At 73.0% G+C, this 13985-nt stretch carries 15 protein-coding genes; 4 read left to right on the top strand and 11 right to left on the bottom strand.

Annotation, left to right across the window (positions count from 1 at the left end; translation table 11 throughout):
• Positions 1–2 precede the first annotated feature (2 nt).
• The 4 genes from AB4Z02_RS09605 to AB4Z02_RS09590 all read right to left on the bottom strand — a co-directional run bounded on the left by AB4Z02_RS09605 (position 3) and on the right by AB4Z02_RS09590 (position 3173).
• Positions 3–614 carry a TlpA family protein disulfide reductase gene (locus tag AB4Z02_RS09605; RefSeq protein WP_441970597.1) on the bottom strand — a complete coding sequence of 204 codons (612 nt, stop codon included), beginning with the start codon at positions 612–614 and terminating at the stop codon, positions 3–5.
• Positions 611–1258 (bottom strand): histidine phosphatase family protein, encoded by a 648-nt coding sequence (locus tag AB4Z02_RS09600; protein WP_441970596.1) that lies wholly within the window; start codon positions 1256–1258, stop codon positions 611–613. The genes AB4Z02_RS09605 and AB4Z02_RS09600 overlap by 4 nt, the downstream gene beginning before the upstream one ends.
• On the bottom strand, positions 1255–2589 hold the full coding sequence (gene hemL / locus AB4Z02_RS09595; RefSeq protein ID WP_441970595.1) for a glutamate-1-semialdehyde 2,1-aminomutase: 1335 nt from the start codon (positions 2587–2589) through the stop codon (positions 1255–1257). The genes AB4Z02_RS09600 and hemL overlap by 4 nt, the downstream gene beginning before the upstream one ends.
• 89 nt (positions 2590–2678) lie before the next feature.
• Positions 2679–3173 carry a MarR family winged helix-turn-helix transcriptional regulator gene (locus AB4Z02_RS09590; protein WP_056882116.1) on the bottom strand — a complete coding sequence of 165 codons (495 nt, stop codon included), beginning with the start codon at positions 3171–3173 and terminating at the stop codon, positions 2679–2681.
• A gap of 118 nt (positions 3174–3291) precedes the next feature.
• Here AB4Z02_RS09590 and AB4Z02_RS09585 point away from each other — a divergent pair, with 118 nt between their 5' ends.
• Complete coding sequence (locus AB4Z02_RS09585; protein ID WP_056882115.1) at positions 3292–3825, top strand: YceI family protein; 534 nt, start codon at positions 3292–3294, stop codon at positions 3823–3825.
• A gap of 105 nt (positions 3826–3930) precedes the next feature.
• Here the strand turns inward: AB4Z02_RS09585 and AB4Z02_RS09580 are convergent, their stop codons facing one another.
• On the bottom strand, positions 3931–5064 hold the full coding sequence (locus tag AB4Z02_RS09580; protein ID WP_441970593.1) for a carbohydrate kinase family protein: 1134 nt from the start codon (positions 5062–5064) through the stop codon (positions 3931–3933).
• A 92-nt stretch (positions 5065–5156) separates the two neighbouring features.
• Here AB4Z02_RS09580 and AB4Z02_RS09575 point away from each other — a divergent pair, with 92 nt between their 5' ends.
• Positions 5157–6503, top strand: coding sequence for a 6-phospho-beta-glucosidase (locus tag AB4Z02_RS09575; protein ID WP_441970591.1), 1347 nt, complete (start codon positions 5157–5159; stop codon positions 6501–6503).
• A gap of 2 nt (positions 6504–6505) precedes the next feature.
• Here the strand turns inward: AB4Z02_RS09575 and hemB are convergent, their stop codons facing one another.
• From hemB to AB4Z02_RS09545, 6 genes are all read right to left on the bottom strand, one after another.
• On the bottom strand, positions 6506–7498 hold the full coding sequence (hemB, locus tag AB4Z02_RS09570) for a porphobilinogen synthase (protein WP_441970589.1): 993 nt from the start codon (positions 7496–7498) through the stop codon (positions 6506–6508).
• 7 nt (positions 7499–7505) lie between these two features.
• The gene (locus AB4Z02_RS09565; protein WP_441970587.1) at positions 7506–9134 is read right to left on the bottom strand and encodes a uroporphyrinogen-III synthase; all 1629 of its coding nucleotides are present in this window, start codon (positions 9132–9134) and stop codon (positions 7506–7508) included.
• Positions 9131–10222: a hydroxymethylbilane synthase gene (hemC, locus tag AB4Z02_RS09560; RefSeq protein ID WP_441970586.1), complete on the bottom strand. Its 1092-nt coding sequence runs from the start codon at positions 10220–10222 to the stop codon at positions 9131–9133. Before hemC ends, AB4Z02_RS09565 begins: the two co-directional genes overlap by 4 nt.
• Entirely contained in the window at positions 10219–11529 is a 1311-nt protein-coding gene (locus tag AB4Z02_RS09555; protein ID WP_441970584.1) for a glutamyl-tRNA reductase, read from the bottom strand. The genes hemC and AB4Z02_RS09555 overlap by 4 nt, the downstream gene beginning before the upstream one ends.
• Entirely contained in the window at positions 11526–12215 is a 690-nt protein-coding gene (locus tag AB4Z02_RS09550; protein ID WP_441970675.1) for a redox-sensing transcriptional repressor Rex, read from the bottom strand. Before AB4Z02_RS09550 ends, AB4Z02_RS09555 begins: the two co-directional genes overlap by 4 nt.
• A 203-nt stretch (positions 12216–12418) precedes the next feature.
• Positions 12419–12694 (bottom strand): glutaredoxin family protein, encoded by a 276-nt coding sequence (locus AB4Z02_RS09545; RefSeq protein ID WP_441970582.1) that lies wholly within the window; start codon positions 12692–12694, stop codon positions 12419–12421.
• A 99-nt stretch (positions 12695–12793) separates the two neighbouring features.
• On the opposite strand from AB4Z02_RS09545, the gene AB4Z02_RS09540 reads away from it, so the two are divergent.
• Both AB4Z02_RS09540 and AB4Z02_RS09535 read left to right on the top strand, forming a co-directional pair.
• A complete protein-coding gene (locus AB4Z02_RS09540) occupies positions 12794–13615 on the top strand; it encodes a sigma-70 family RNA polymerase sigma factor (protein ID WP_441970580.1) in 822 nt (273 codons plus the stop codon).
• 108 nt (positions 13616–13723) lie between these two features.
• Positions 13724–13985: hypothetical protein (locus tag AB4Z02_RS09535; protein WP_441970579.1), on the top strand; the 262-nt coding region annotated here is incomplete at its 3' end.

The following is a 13985-nucleotide window of genomic DNA, read 5'->3' as shown; positions in this document are numbered from 1 at the left end:
GCCTACTTCTCGGCCAGGACGTCGTCGACCAGCCCGTCGAGCGTGGACGAGGTCACCTCACCCAGGACGCGGGCGGCGATGCGCCCCTTCGGGTCGAGCACCAGCGTCACGGGAGGCGTGGGCGCCTTGCCCTGCAGCGCCAGGATCAGCTGGCCGTCCTGGTCGTCGAGCGAGGGGTACGGGATGCCCTGGCGCTTGGCGGTCGCCTTGCCCGAGGACGGGTTGTCGCGGGTGTTGATGCCCATGAAGACGACCGGCTTGGCGGCTGCGGCGACGGCCTCGGCCGACTTCTTCAGCTCGGGCGCCTCCTTCTCGCACGGAGGGCACCACGAGGCCCAGACGTTGAGCACCACGACCTTGCCGGCCTGCCCCGCGACCGACCAGGACGCGCCGTCGAGGGTGGTCCCGGAGAGTGCGACCGGCTTGTTGCGCTTGGCGGCGGGGATCTGCTCGACGGTGCCGTCACCGGAGACGTAGCCCTGCCGGTTGCCCGACTTCGCCTGGGCGGCGATGGAGTTGGGGTCCTGCGAGCACGCGGCGAGGGACAGCGCGAGGACGGGGGCCGCGAGCAGCGCGACCGTCCGCACCGTACGGCGTGGGGTGTGCGACCTCATCCGGTGCCACCCCGCGACTCCGCGACCAGGGCTGCGGCGGGCTCGCTGTAGGTGATGGACTCCAGCTCGTCGCCGACGTAGGTGAACGTCGTCAGCGACGCGAGGCGGCACTCACGGCGGCGCGGGTCGTGCCACAGGTGCTTGCCGGCGAGCTGGTTGCGCAGGGTCCAGATGGGCAGCTGGTGGGAGACGATGACGGCTTCGTGGCCGCGGGCGTGCTCGCGGGCGTCCGCGACAGCCTCGACCATGCGGGTCGCGATCTCGCTGTAGGGCTCGCCCCACGAGGGCCGCAGCGGGTTGACGATCCGCCCCCAGTAACGCGGGTGCACGAAGGCGAGCGGGCTCATCGAGCCGACCTGCTCGCCCTCGAAGGAGTTGCCTGCCTCGATGACCCGGTCGTCCACCGTGATGTCGACGCCGTGCGACGACGCGACGGGCGCGGCGGTCTCCTTCGCCCGGGTCAGCGACGAGGCGACGACGTGCGTGACGTCGTGGTCCTCGAGGTGCCGGGCCGCGGCCTGTGCCATCCGTGTGCCGAGCTCGGAGAGGTGGTAGCCGTCGAGGCGTCCGTAGAGCACGCCGTCGGGGTTGTGGACCTCCCCGTGGCGCAGCAGGTGCACCACGGTGCGGGGGGCGGAGGTCATGAGTCGATTGTCGCAAACGCCTCGGCCGCCGCTGCCGCTGCAGCGGGCACCGCCGAGACGACCCGGTCGACCGCGGCGTCGTCGTGCGCCCCGCTGACGAACCACGACTCGAACGCGCTCGGCGGTAGGTAGACGCCCTGGCTGAGCATCGAGTGGAAGAACGCGCCGAACGCCGGCACGTGCTGGGCACGGGCTCCGTCGTAGTCGGTGACGGCGCCGTCACGGAAGAAGACGCTGAACATGCTCCCCGCGCGCTGGATGGTGTGCGGCACGCCGGCCCGCCCGAGCTCGGTGTCGAGCGCTGCCGTGATGGCGTCGGCCACCTCGTCGAGGCGCTGGTACAGCGCGGGCGTGCACTGCTCGAGGGTCGCCCGGCCCGCCGCGGTCGCCACCGGGTTACCCGACAGGGTGCCCGCCTGGTAGACCGGGCCGACGGGCGCGAGCAGCGCCATGACGTCCGCGCGGCCGCCGAACGCCGCCGCCGGGAAGCCACCACCCATGACCTTGCCGAAGGTGAACAGGTCAGGCGCCCCCGCGTCGTACGGGCCCTCGAGGCCGTACCAGCCGGCGGCCGAGCAGCGGAACCCCGTCATGACCTCGTCGGAGATGAGCAGCGCACCGTGGGCGGCCGTGATGCGGCGCAGCCCCTCGGTGAAGCCGGGTGCCGGCGGGACGACGCCCATGTTGCCGGGCGAGGCCTCGGTGATGACGGCCGCGATCTCGGCGCCCTGGGCGGCGAACGCCTGCTCCACCGCGGCGAGGTCGTTGTAGGGCAGCACGATCGTCTCGGCAGCCATCTCCTTGGGCACGCCCGCAGAGTCCGGCAGCGCGAACGTCGCGACGCCCGAGCCCGCCTGCGCGAGCAGGGAGTCGACGTGGCCGTGGTAGCAGCCGGCGAACTTCACGATGAGCGAGCGCCCCGTGTAGCCGCGCGCCAGGCGGATGGCGCTCATGGTGGCCTCGGTGCCGCTGGACACCAGGCGCACCTGCTCCACCGGCTCGACCCGGGCGACGATCTCCTCGCAGAGCCGCACCTCGTTCTCGCTCGGGGTGCCGAACGAGAAGCCGTCGGCGGCGGCAGCCTGCACCGCCTCGACCACGGCCGGGTGGCGGTGTCCCAAGATCATCGGGCCCCACGAGCCGACCAGGTCGACGTACTCGCGGCCGTCGACGTCGGTCAGGTATGGGCCGTTGCCGGAGGCCATGAACCGCGGCGTGCCCCCGACGGCGCGGAACGCACGGACCGGCGAGTTGACGCCTCCCGGGGTGACGGCGAGGGCGCGCTCGAGCAGGGCCTGCGAAGCCGGGGCGTCGAAGGGGTATGGCGTCATGCCCCCCATTGTCACAGCCCTACCTGAGCGCCCGAGCCCGGGTGCTGCGGCCGGCGTGCGCAGGCTCACAGGCACGGCCGTGTGTGGGATCAGACCTCGCTGCAGGAGGGCAGGCCCCCGGCCAGGATGGCGTCGCGGACGGCGGCCATGGCGAGGCCGAGGCCGGCGAACTGCTCGGGCGTCATGGTGTCGACGATGTTGCGCCGGACGCTCTCGATGTGGACCTGGGCCATCTCGCGGACGGCCTCCAGCCCGCGCTCGGTGAGCACGAGCTCGACGCCGCGGCGGTCCTCCAGGCAGGACTCGCGCCGGACCCAGCCGCGCTTCTCGAGCCGCGCGGCGGTGTGGGTGAGGCGGCTGCGCGACTGCACGACGAGGTCGGCCAGCCCGGACATGCGCAGGCGGCGGCCCGGTGCCTCGGAGAGCATCGAGATGATCTCGTACTCGCTCAGCTGGACGCCGTGGGACTGCAGGTCGCGGTCGAGGGCGGCCTCCAGCAGGCGGCTCCCGCGCAGGTAGGCACGCCAGGCCTCCTGCTGCTCGGTGGTCAGCCAGCGCGGTGGCGCGGTCACGGTGGTGCTCATGGTGGTCAGTATCCCATCTCGACTAGTTGGTTGAAATATAAATCAACTCTGCTATGTTCAACCCAGTGACGCCGCGGGAAAGTCCCGCGGACCACCCCTCGATCCAAGGAGAACCCCCATGGCCAGCATCAACGACCTCCCCGCCGGCACCTGGAACATCGACGCCTCGCACAGCGAGCTCGGCTTCACCGCGCGTCACCTCATGGTGACCAAGGTCCGCGGCAAGTTCAACGAGTTCGAGGGCGCGGCCAAGGTCGCCGACGACGTCACCGCCTCGCAGGTCACCGCCGTCGTCCAGCTCGGCTCGGTCGACACCGGCTCCGCCGACCGCGACGCCCACCTGAAGTCCGGCGACTTCTTCGACGTGGAGAACAACCCCACGATGAGCTTCACCTCCACCGAGGTCAGCGAGGACACCCTCAAGGGCGACCTCACCATCAAGGGCGTCACCAAGCCGGTCGCGTTCGACCTCGAGTTCAACGGCCTGGCCACCGACCCGTGGGGCAACCAGAAGGCCGGCTTCGAGGCCACCACCGAGATCAACCGCAAGGACTTCGGCCTGGAGTGGAACGTCGCCCTGGAGGGTGGCGGCGTGCTCGTCTCCGAGAAGATCAAGATCAACCTCGACGTCCAGCTCGTCAAGGCCGCCTGAGCACCAGCCGACAGGCACCACCAGGGCGCGAAGCACGGCGACCCCGTACGCAGAGGGGCCGGTTCCGCGAGGAACCGGCCCCTCTGGCATGCCCGCGGTGGTGGCCTACGGGTACCCCTCGACGTCCACGTGGCGGGCGATCGTGGCCGTGGCACGGCGGCCGGCCCCGAGCGGGATCGTGGGGACGAGTTCGTCGAGGAAGCCGTAACGGCGCAGCAGCGACTGGTGGTAGGACGTGCGGTCGCCCGACGCCCGCTGGTGGGTCCACCAGTCGGCGATGTCGCCCCAGCCCGGTGCCGCGAGGCTGCCGCCGAACTGCTGCACCGACAGCGACGAGCACAGGGCCGCGAACGCCAGCCGCTGCTGCAGCGGCCACCCCGCCAGCGTCCCGAGCACCATCGAGGCGCCGAAGACGTCGCCCGCACCCGTCGGGTCCATGGCCGGCACGCGCAGCGCCGGCACGACCGCCTCCTCCCCCGTCGCCGAGTCGATCGCGAGGGCACCGGACTCGCCGTTGGTGACCACGGCGAGCGGCACCCGGTCGGCGAGGGCGTAGAGCGCCTCGTGCGGAGTGCTGGTGCGGGTGTAGGCCATCGCCTCGCCCGCGTTGGGCAGGAAGCCGTGCACCACCGAGAGCTGGTCGAGAACCTCGGGCGACCAGCGACCGCTCGGGTCCCAGCCGACGTCGGCGAAGACCAGTGCACCACCGGCCTGCGCCTGCTGGACCCAGGTCGCCTCGGCCCCGTCGACCAGCGGCCGCTCCTCCGACAGCTCGACCATGACAGCCCTCGAGCGGGGCGGGGTCCCGATGAGCTCCGACGGCCCCAGCGGCGGGGCGTGGCCGTGGCTGACCATGCCGCGGTCCCGGTTGACCGCCATAGACACCGTGACGGGCGAGTGCCACCCCTCGAACCGGCGCGAGCGGCTGAGGTCCACGTGCTCGAAGTCGGCCAGGGTCTCCCAGCAGAAGTCGCCGTAGGCGTCGTCCCCGAACGCTGCGGCCAGCGAGGTCCGCAGACCCAGCCGACGGGCCGCGACAGCGAGGTTGGCGATGCCGCCGGGGCACGACCCCATACCGTCTGCCCACACCTCCTGGCCGTCCTCGGGGAGCGCGGCCAGGCCGGTGAAGATGATGTCGAGGAACACCGTGCCCCAGATGAGCACGTCGAGCTCGGGGGCGTCCGGGGTCCGCAGCGCGGCCAAGGGGTCGTAGGCCTGCTCCTCGGCCTGCTCGGGCACGGCGCGGCTCCTGTCGTCGGTGTGCGGCCAGAATGCCGTGCGGCCACGGCAGTGACAAGCAGCCGGTGGGCACGCGGGGCTAGGTTGCCTGCATGAGGCTGACGATCCTGGGCGGCGGCGGCTTCCGCACGCCGCTGGTCTACGGCGCGCTGCTCACCGACCACCACGAGCGGCGCGTCGACGAGGTGCGGCTGCACGACGTCGACGGGTCACGGCTGGAGGCGATCGGCCGGGTGCTCGCACAGATGGGCGCCGGCCAGGACGACGCCCCGACGGTCCTCACGACGACCGACCTCGACGAGGCGCTGGAGGGCGCCGACTTCGTGTTCTCCGCCATCCGCGTCGGAGGGCTCGAGGGGCGGACCGCCGACGAGCGGGTCGCCCTCGACCTCGGGGTCCTGGGGCAGGAGACGACCGGACCGGGTGGGCTGTCGTTCGGGCTGCGCACCCTGCCCGTCGCCCGCCACGTCGCCGAACGCGTCCGGGCTGTCGCCCCCGGTGCGTGGGTCATCAACTTCACCAACCCGGCCGGCATGGTGACCGAGGCGATGCAGCAGGTCCTCGGCGACCGCGTCGTCGGGATCTGCGACTCCCCCATCGCGCTCGCCCGCCGCGCCGCCGTCACCCTCGGGCTCGACCCCGCCGGCACGAGGGTCGACTACGTCGGCCTCAACCACCTCGGCTGGCTGCGTGGTCTGCACTCCGGCGGCCGCGACGTGCTGCCCGACCTGCTCGCCGACGACCGGATGCTCGGCTCCATGGAGGAGGCACACCTCTTCGGGCCGGAGTGGCTGCGGACGCTCGGCGCGATCCCCAACGAGTACCTCTACTACTACTACTTCACCCGTGACGCGGTCGCCTCGATCCGCAGCGCCGACCAGACCCGCGGCGAGTACCTCCTGGCCCAGCAGCGCGGCTTCTACGAGGCGCTGGCGCGGGCGGGCGACGACCCGTACGGCGAGTGGGACCGGGTCCGCCGGGAACGCAACGCGACCTACATGCAGGAGGCGCGTGACGAGGGCCAGGAGCGCGGTGAGGACGACGTCCAGGGCGGTGGGTACGAGGGGGTGGCGCTGGCCATCATGGCCGCCATCGCCAGGGGCGAGGCCACCTCACTGATCCTCAACGTACGCAGCGCCGGCGCCGTCCCGGGCGTGCCCGAGGACGCCGTGGTCGAGGTGCCGTGCACCGTCGACGGCGACGGGCCGCGGCCCCTGGCCGTCAGCCCGCTCACGACCCACCAGCTGGGACTCGTGCTGCAGGTCAAGGCCGTGGAGCGCCTCACGATCTCCGCGTCGGCCACCGGTGACGAGCGCGAGGCCGTGGAGGCGTTCGCGCTCCACCCGCTCGTCGACTCCGTGACCGTGGCGCGCGACCTGCTGCGCGGCTACCGCGCCCGGATCCCCGAGGTCGACGCGGTCTTCACGCGCCGGGACTGAGGTCAGAGCAGCGCGGCGGCGTCGAACGCGAAGTAGGTCAGGATGATCTGCGCACCGGCCCGACGGATGCCGATGAGCGACTCCATCATGACCCGCTCGCGGTCGATCCAGCCGTTGTCGGCGGCAGCGACGATCTGGGCGTACTCGCCCGAGATCTGGTACGCAGCAACGGGAAGCGGCGACATGGCCGCGGCTGCCGCGACGATGTCGAGGTGTGGGCCGGCCGGCTTCACCATGACGATGTCGGCGCCCTCGGCGATGTCGAGCTCGAGCTCGAGCAGCGACTCCGTCGCGTTGGCCGGGTCCTGCTGGTAGGTCGCGCGGTCACCCTGGAGGGACGACTGCACCGCCTCGCGGAACGGGCCGTAGAGCCCCGAGGTGTACTTCGCGGAGTAGGCGAGGATGACGGTGTCGGTGAAGCCCTCGGCGTCGAGCGCGTCGCGGACGTAGGCCACCTGGCCGTCCATCATCCCGGACAGGCCGAGCACCTCGGCGCCGGCGCGGGCCTGCGCGAGCCCCATCGCGGCATACCGCTCGAGGGTGGCGTCGTTGTCCACGCGGCCGTCAGCGGTGAGGACCCCGCAGTGGCCGTGGTCGGTGAACTCGTCGAGGCACAGGTCGGCCATGACGACGAGCCGGTCGCCGACGGCGTCAGCCACCGCTCGCAGGCCGACGTTGAGGATCCCCCGCGGGTCGTCGGCGCCGCTGCCGGTGGCGTCCTTCTGCTCGGGGACGCCGAACAGCATGATCCCGCCGAGCCCGGCTTCGGCTGCGCGCTGCGCCTCGGCGACGAGCGACTCGACGGTGTGCTGGACGACACCCGGCATGGCCGAGATCGCGACCGGCTCGGTGATGCCCTCACGGACGAACACCGGCAGGACGAGCTCGGCCGGGTGCAGGCGCGTCTCGGCGACGAGCCGGCGGATGGCCGGCGACTGGCGCAGCCGCCGGGGCCGGAGGACCGGACCCGACGGCTGGGCTGCTGGGGTGCTCACGACCGGCTCAGCGCGCGCGGCGGCGCGACGAGGACTTCTTGGCGCTCGGCCGCACGACCGTCTCGCCGGCCTCGGCGGCCGCGACGGCGAGCCCGAGGCCGTAGTCGGCGAGGGCGTCGACGAGCGCGTCCGAGGAGGCCTCGGGGGCAAGGACGTCGACCCTCAGGCCGTGCTCCTCGGCCGCCTTGGCCGTCGCCGGCCCGATGCACGCGATCACCGTCGACGGGTGCGGCTTGCCGGCGATGCCGACGAGGTTGCGCACCGTCGAGGACGAGGTGAAGACCGCGGCGTCGAACTGCCCGCCCTTGATGGCCTCACGGATCGGCGCCGCCGGCGGGGCGGCCCGCACCGTGCGGTAGGCCGTCACGTCGTCGACCTCCCAGCCGGAGGCCTGCAGGCCGGCGACCAGGGTGTCCGTGGCGATGTCGGCGCGCGGGAGGAAGACCCGGTTGATGGGGTCGAGCACCTCGTCGAACGGCGGCCAGTCGGCGAGCAGCCCGTTGGCCGACTTCTCACCCGACGGCACGAGGTCGGGGACGATGCCCCACTCGTGCAGCGCCTCGGCGGTGACCCCGCCGACGGCGGCGACCTTGAGCCCGGCGAAGGCGCGGGCATCGAGCCCGAACTCCTCGAACTTCTCACGGACCGCCTTGACGGCGTTGACGGAGGTGAAGCCGATCCACTCGTAGCGACCGGTCACCAGGCCCTTGACTGCACGCTCCATCTGCTGGGGCGTGCGCGGCGGCTCGACGCTGATCGTCGGCACGACCTCGGCGGTGGCGCCGTAGGACTCCAGGCGCGAGATCGTCGAGCCCGACTGCTCCTTGGTGCGCGGGACCAGGACGTTCCACCCGAACAGCGGCTTGGTCTCGAACCACGACAGCTCCTCTCGCAGGGCCACGGTGGAGCCGACGACGGCCAGGGCCGGGAACTCCACGGTCTTCATGACCTTGGCGACCTCGCCGAGCGTGGTGACCCGGGTCGACTGGCGGATCGTGGTGCCCCGCTCGGTCAGCGCGACCGGGGCGGACTCGGCGCGGCCGGCGGCCAGCAGCTTGGCGAGCGCCCCGCTGAGGTCCTCGGGCGCCCCGAGGAGCACCACGGTCACCGACTCGGCGACCGAGGCCGTCCAGTCGACGGACCGGTCGTTGGCCGAGATCACGTGGACGGCGGGCGAGCTGCTCGAGGTGAGCGGGATGCCTGCGTAGGCGGGCACCGCGGACACGGCGCTGACGCCGGGGACGATGTCGAAGCCGACACCGGCCTTGCGGCAGGCGAGGGCTTCCTCGGCGAGGCCGTTGAAGGTCGCAGGGTCGCCATCCATGAGCCGCACGACGAGGCCGCCGTGGGCTCCCTTCGCGGCCTTGACGACGAGCTTGGCCCGCATGGCGTGGGTCAGCGGCTGGCCGTGGTCGCCGTGGCCGGCGTCGACGACCTCGACGTCGGCGCGGCAGTAGCGCTCGACGACGGACTCGCGGGCGACCTGGTCGATGACGACGACGTCGGCCCTGGCGAGCAGCTCGAGCGAGCGCACGGTCATGAGGCCGGCGTCGCCGGGGCCGGCGCCGACGAAGGCGACGCGGCCGGGCTGGCGGGTGGTGGGCTTGGTGGGCTGGGTCGAGCGCGTGGGGCTCACGTGGCACGCTCCGTGCTGTCGTGTTCTGGGCGGCGGTCGGGGGCGGCGAGCGGATGAGTTCCGTTCGCCCCGGCTGGGTCGGGGGGCCAGCTGTCGGCGGTGTGCTCCCGTATGGCGTCCACGGCCGACGGCCCGTCGGCGGCGGGCGGCCGCTCCTCGGGCCCGCGCAACAGGTCGGCGCCGTCCTCGAGCAGCACGGCGGCCAGCCGGTGGCCGAGGGACTCGGCGTCCGTGACGGGGCCGACGAGCGAGCGACGCAGGTCGACGGCTCCGTCGACGCTGCCGACGAACGCGCGCAGCGACAGCTCGAGGCCGTCCTCGCCGTCGACGACCTCGGCGAGGGCGCCGACGGGTGCGGAGCAGCCGGCCTCGAGGGCGGCGAGCAGCGCGCGCTCGGCGGTGACGCAGGCCCGGGTGTCGGCGTCGTCGAGGACGGCGAGCGCCTCGCGGGTCACGGTGTCGTCGGTGCGGCACTCGACGGCGAGGGCGCCCTGACCGGGCGCCGGGAGCACCTGCAGCGGGTCGAGCGCCTCGGTGACCTCGTTGAGCCGGCCGAGCCGGGCCAGGCCGGCCCTGGCGAGGACGACGGCGTCGAGGGCGCCGTCGTGCACCATCGAGATGCGGGTGTCGACGTTGCCGCGGATGTCCTTGAAGCCCAGGCCCATCCCGAGGGCCGCGAGCTGGGCGACGCGTCGCGGGGACCCGGTGCCGACGACGGCGCCCTCCCCCAGCTCGCCGAGCGTGCGGCCACCGGAGGCGACGAGCACGTCGCGCGGGTCCTCACGCCCCGGCACCGCGACCACGGTGAGCCCGGGCTCGGGCGAGGTGGGCAGGTCCTTGAGGGAGTGCACGGCGAAGTCGACCTCGCCGTCGAGCAGGGCCCGGCGCAGCGCTGCCGCGAAGACACCGGTGCCGCCGAGGCTGGCGAGCGACTCGGTGGACGTGTCGCCCTCGGTGACGATGGTGACCAGGTCGACGGTGTGGCCGAGGGCGCGCAGGCGGTCGGCGACCCAGCTCGACTGGGTCGTGGCCAGCGCACTGCGGCGGGTGCCGAGGCGCAGGGTGAGGGGCGAGGTCGCGGTGCTCACGGCATACCCCCCGTCCTGGGCGGCGGGACGGAGGCGGTGGCCGCCTCGCCCGGACCGAGGTCGAACAGCTCGCGCAGCGCCTGGGCGTAGCCGTCGCCCTGGCCGCCGACGGCGAGCTCCTTCACGCGCACGGTCGGGGTGTGCAGGAGCTTCTCGACGATGCGGTGCACCGCGAGCTGCACCTCGGCCCGCGAGGTGTCGTCGAGGTCGGGCAGGCGCTGGTCGAGCCGGCTGAGCTCGCCGGCGACCACGTCGGCGGCGTGCGAGCGCAGCGCGGCAACGGTCGGCGCGACTGTCTCGGCGGCACGGGAGGTGAGGTAGGTGGCCACCTCGCCGATGACGAGGTCGGCCACCTGCTGCACCTCGCTGGAGGTCTTCCCGCCGGACAGGTCCTCCCCGAGCGAGGCGAGGCCGGCAAGGCTGACACCGTTGAGGGAGTCGACCTCGGGGGCCACGTCGTGGGGCAGGGCAAGGTCGACGTAGGCCTGCGGGCGGCCGCCACGGGCGACCTGGGCGTCGGCGGCACAGGCGAGGCTGACCACGACGCCGGTGGACCCGGTGCAGGAGATGACGACGTCGGCGGCCGCGAGGGCGGGGCCCAGCTCGTCGAGCGGCCTGGCCGTGCCGCCGGTGCGCTCGGCGAGGCGGGTCGCCTTGGACAGGGTGCGGTTGAGGATGGCCAGCGAGCGGACGCCGCGGCGGGCCACCGTGGTGGCGGCCAGCGAGCTCATGCCCCCGGCGCCGACGACGAGCACGTCGAGCCCGTCCAGCGGCCCGAGGTCGCGCTCGGCCCGGGCGAGGCCCGCCTCGACCAGCGAGACGCTCACGGCGTCGATCCCGGTCTCGGTGTGGGCGCGCTTGCCGACGCGGAGCGCCTGCTGGAAGAGGGTGTTGAGCGAGGACCCGGCGTGGCCGGCGCGCTGGGCCTCCCGCAGCGAGGTGCGCATCTGGCCGAGGATCTGCGCCTCGCCCACGGCCATCGAGTCGAGCCCGCAGGCGACCGTGAACGCGTGCGCGATCGCGCGGTCCTCGTAGTGCACGTAGAGGTGCTCGCGCAGCTCCTCGCGGCCCACGCCCGTGACCTCGGTGAGCGCGTCGGTGATGTCGGTGACCGCACCGTGGAAGGTGAGGGACTCGGCGTACACCTCCGTGCGGTTGCAGGTGGACACCACGGTGACCTCGGAGAGGTTGTCGCGCGCGAAGAGGCCCGCGGCCAGGCGGTGGCGGCCGGCCGGGTCGAGGGACATCGACTCGAGCAGGGACAGCGGCGCCGTGTGGTGCGAGAGGCCGAGGACGACGAGGCTCACCCGGACACCACCGCCGCGACGTCGAGCGCGCCCTGGGCCGCGAGCGCCTTGCGCTGCTCGTGGAAGGCGAGGATCTGCAGCTCGGTGGACAGGTCGACCTTGCGGACGTCGACGCCCTCCGGCACGACCAGCACGCACGGCGCGAAGTTGAGGATCGAGCGGACGCCGGCGGCGACGAGCTGGTCGCAGACGCCCTGCGCCGAGGCCGCGGGGGTGGCGATGACGCCGATCGCGAGGCCCTCGTCGCTGACCAGGGAGTCGAGGGTGTCCATCGGCTGCACCGCGATGCCGGCGATCTCCTGGCCGTGCAGGCTGGCGTCCTGGTCGAGCAGGGCGACGACGCGGAAGCCGCGCGTGGCGAAGCCGCTGTACGCCGCGAGCGCGTGGCCGAGGTTGCCCATCCCGATGATGGCCACGGGCCAGTCCTGGGTGAGGCCGAGCTCGCGCGAGATCTGGTAGGCGAGGTGGTCCACCTCGTAGCCGACGCCGCGCACGCCGTACGAGCCGAGGTGCGAGAGGTCCTTGCGGAGCTTGGCGCTGCGTACGCCGGCGGCGGTGGCGAGCTCCTCGGAGGAGACGGAGGTGATCCCCCGCTCGGCGAGCCCGGTGAGGGCACGCAGGTACTCCGGCAGCCGGGCCACCGTGGCGTCGGGGATACCCCGACGAGCGCTCGGTTCGGCGGACAACGTCTTCTCCGGCTCCTTCTCGACCCACAGGGTCCGCACCTGGCTGATGCGGGCTGCCCACGGCAGATTACGCTTTTGTGAACGGATGCACAAAGTCACAAGCGGCCGTCCCGAAGGGTGGTGACGGCGCCTGTGACCCAGGTCACCGAAGGGGTCGAGCGACGCCGGCCGTGGACGCGAACGGCGTCCCCCGCTGCGGCGGTTCAGGCCTGCAGCGCCGCCCGGAGCCGGGCCTCGTCGACGCGCCAGTAGTCGTGCTGCAGGCCGTCCACGAAGGTCACCGGGATCTGCTCGCCGTACTGCTCCAGGAGAGCCCGGTCACCCACGACCGACTGCTCCTCCCACCCGACACCCAGCTCGTCCGCGACCCTCGCGATCACGGCTCGCGCCTCGTCGCACAGGTGGCACCCGGGGCGCCCCAGCATGCGGATGCGGGGCGCCGCGTCCGCGGTGCGGGGGTCGGGTAGGTGCTCGGGCACCCCACCAGCGTAGGCGGACGTGTCCGGGGTGTGACGTGGGTCTCCTGACAAACGGCGCGAGATCGGCGAAACTGTCCCGCCAGGAGGTCCCCCATCAGGATGCGCCCACGTCGTCGTGCCGCGAAGCCGTTCGCGGGGCTCAGTGACGCCCTGATCCGGCTGTCGCAGCCGGTGACCGTCACGGCAGACCACGGCATGGGCGCCGCGACAGCGCAGTTCCTCGACTCGCTGCGCCTCGTCCTCAGCATCGCCGGCGACGCCGGGACCCTCGACGGCTCCGGCCGGGGCTCGAGCGGCGGCTCGGGACCGGGTGACGCCGACGGTGGCCGTGCCGCGCGTGCCGGGTTCGCCCCCGGCGAGGCGCCGCAGGACTTCGTCCGCATCTCCGCCCTCGTCGACCTCGCCCAGCGCGGTGACTCCGAGGCGTTCGGGATGCTCTACGAGCGCTACGTCGACGTGGTCTACCGCTACGTCTACGTGCGCGTCGGCAGCCAGCAGCTCGCGGAGGACCTCACCTCCGAGACGTTCCTGCGCGCCCTGCGACGCATGGACTCCTTCTCGTGGCAGGGCCGGGACATCGCCGCCTGGTTCATCACCATCGCGCGCAACCTGATCACCGACAACGCCAAGTCGGCGCGTTTCCGCATGGAGGTCACGACGGCCGACATGCTCGACGCCGACACCCGGGTGGAGGCAGCCCCCGACCACGAGGTGCTCGAGCGGCTGCGCGACGAGCGGTTGCTGACGGCGGTGAAGAACCTCAAGCCCGAGCAGGCCGAGTGTGTCGTCCTGCGGTTCCTGCAGGGGCTGACCCTGGCCGAGACCGCCAAGGTCCTCGGCAAGTCCGAGGGTGCCGTCAAGCAGCTCCAGCTGCGCGCCGTCCGCGCCCTGCACCGGGAGCTGGCCGATGCCGACCTCTAGGCGTCACCCGTCCCGGGAATTTCGCTACGGCGCGGCGCGTAACTTCTGCGCACCCGGGTCGTTCTCAGCGCGACAGACCGCGACCGAGCTGGGGAGGGAGGTGTCGGCATGCCACTGATCAACCGCTCCGCCGATCGGTTCCAGCGCGCCCTGGAGGGAGAACGCTTCACCGACGACGAGCTCCAGCGCCTGCTCGAGACCAGTCGCCGGCTCGCCTCCGTGGCGTCGCTGGGTCCCGGCCCCGACGCGGTGTTCGTCGCCACCCTGCGCGAGCGCCTGGCCACCGAGGCCGCCAGCCTGCCCACCCCGTCACCCTCGGCCCGCGGCGCCGCGGCGGCCCGGTCCGCCACACGCCCGGCCCCCGCCGTGC

This window comes from Pedococcus sp. 2YAF34 (assembly GCF_052114585.1).
Taxonomy (GTDB): domain Bacteria; phylum Actinomycetota; class Actinomycetes; order Actinomycetales; family Dermatophilaceae; genus Pedococcus.
The sequence above is the reverse complement of the archived record's forward strand: the minus strand, read 5'-3'. Positions and strand labels throughout refer to the sequence as shown.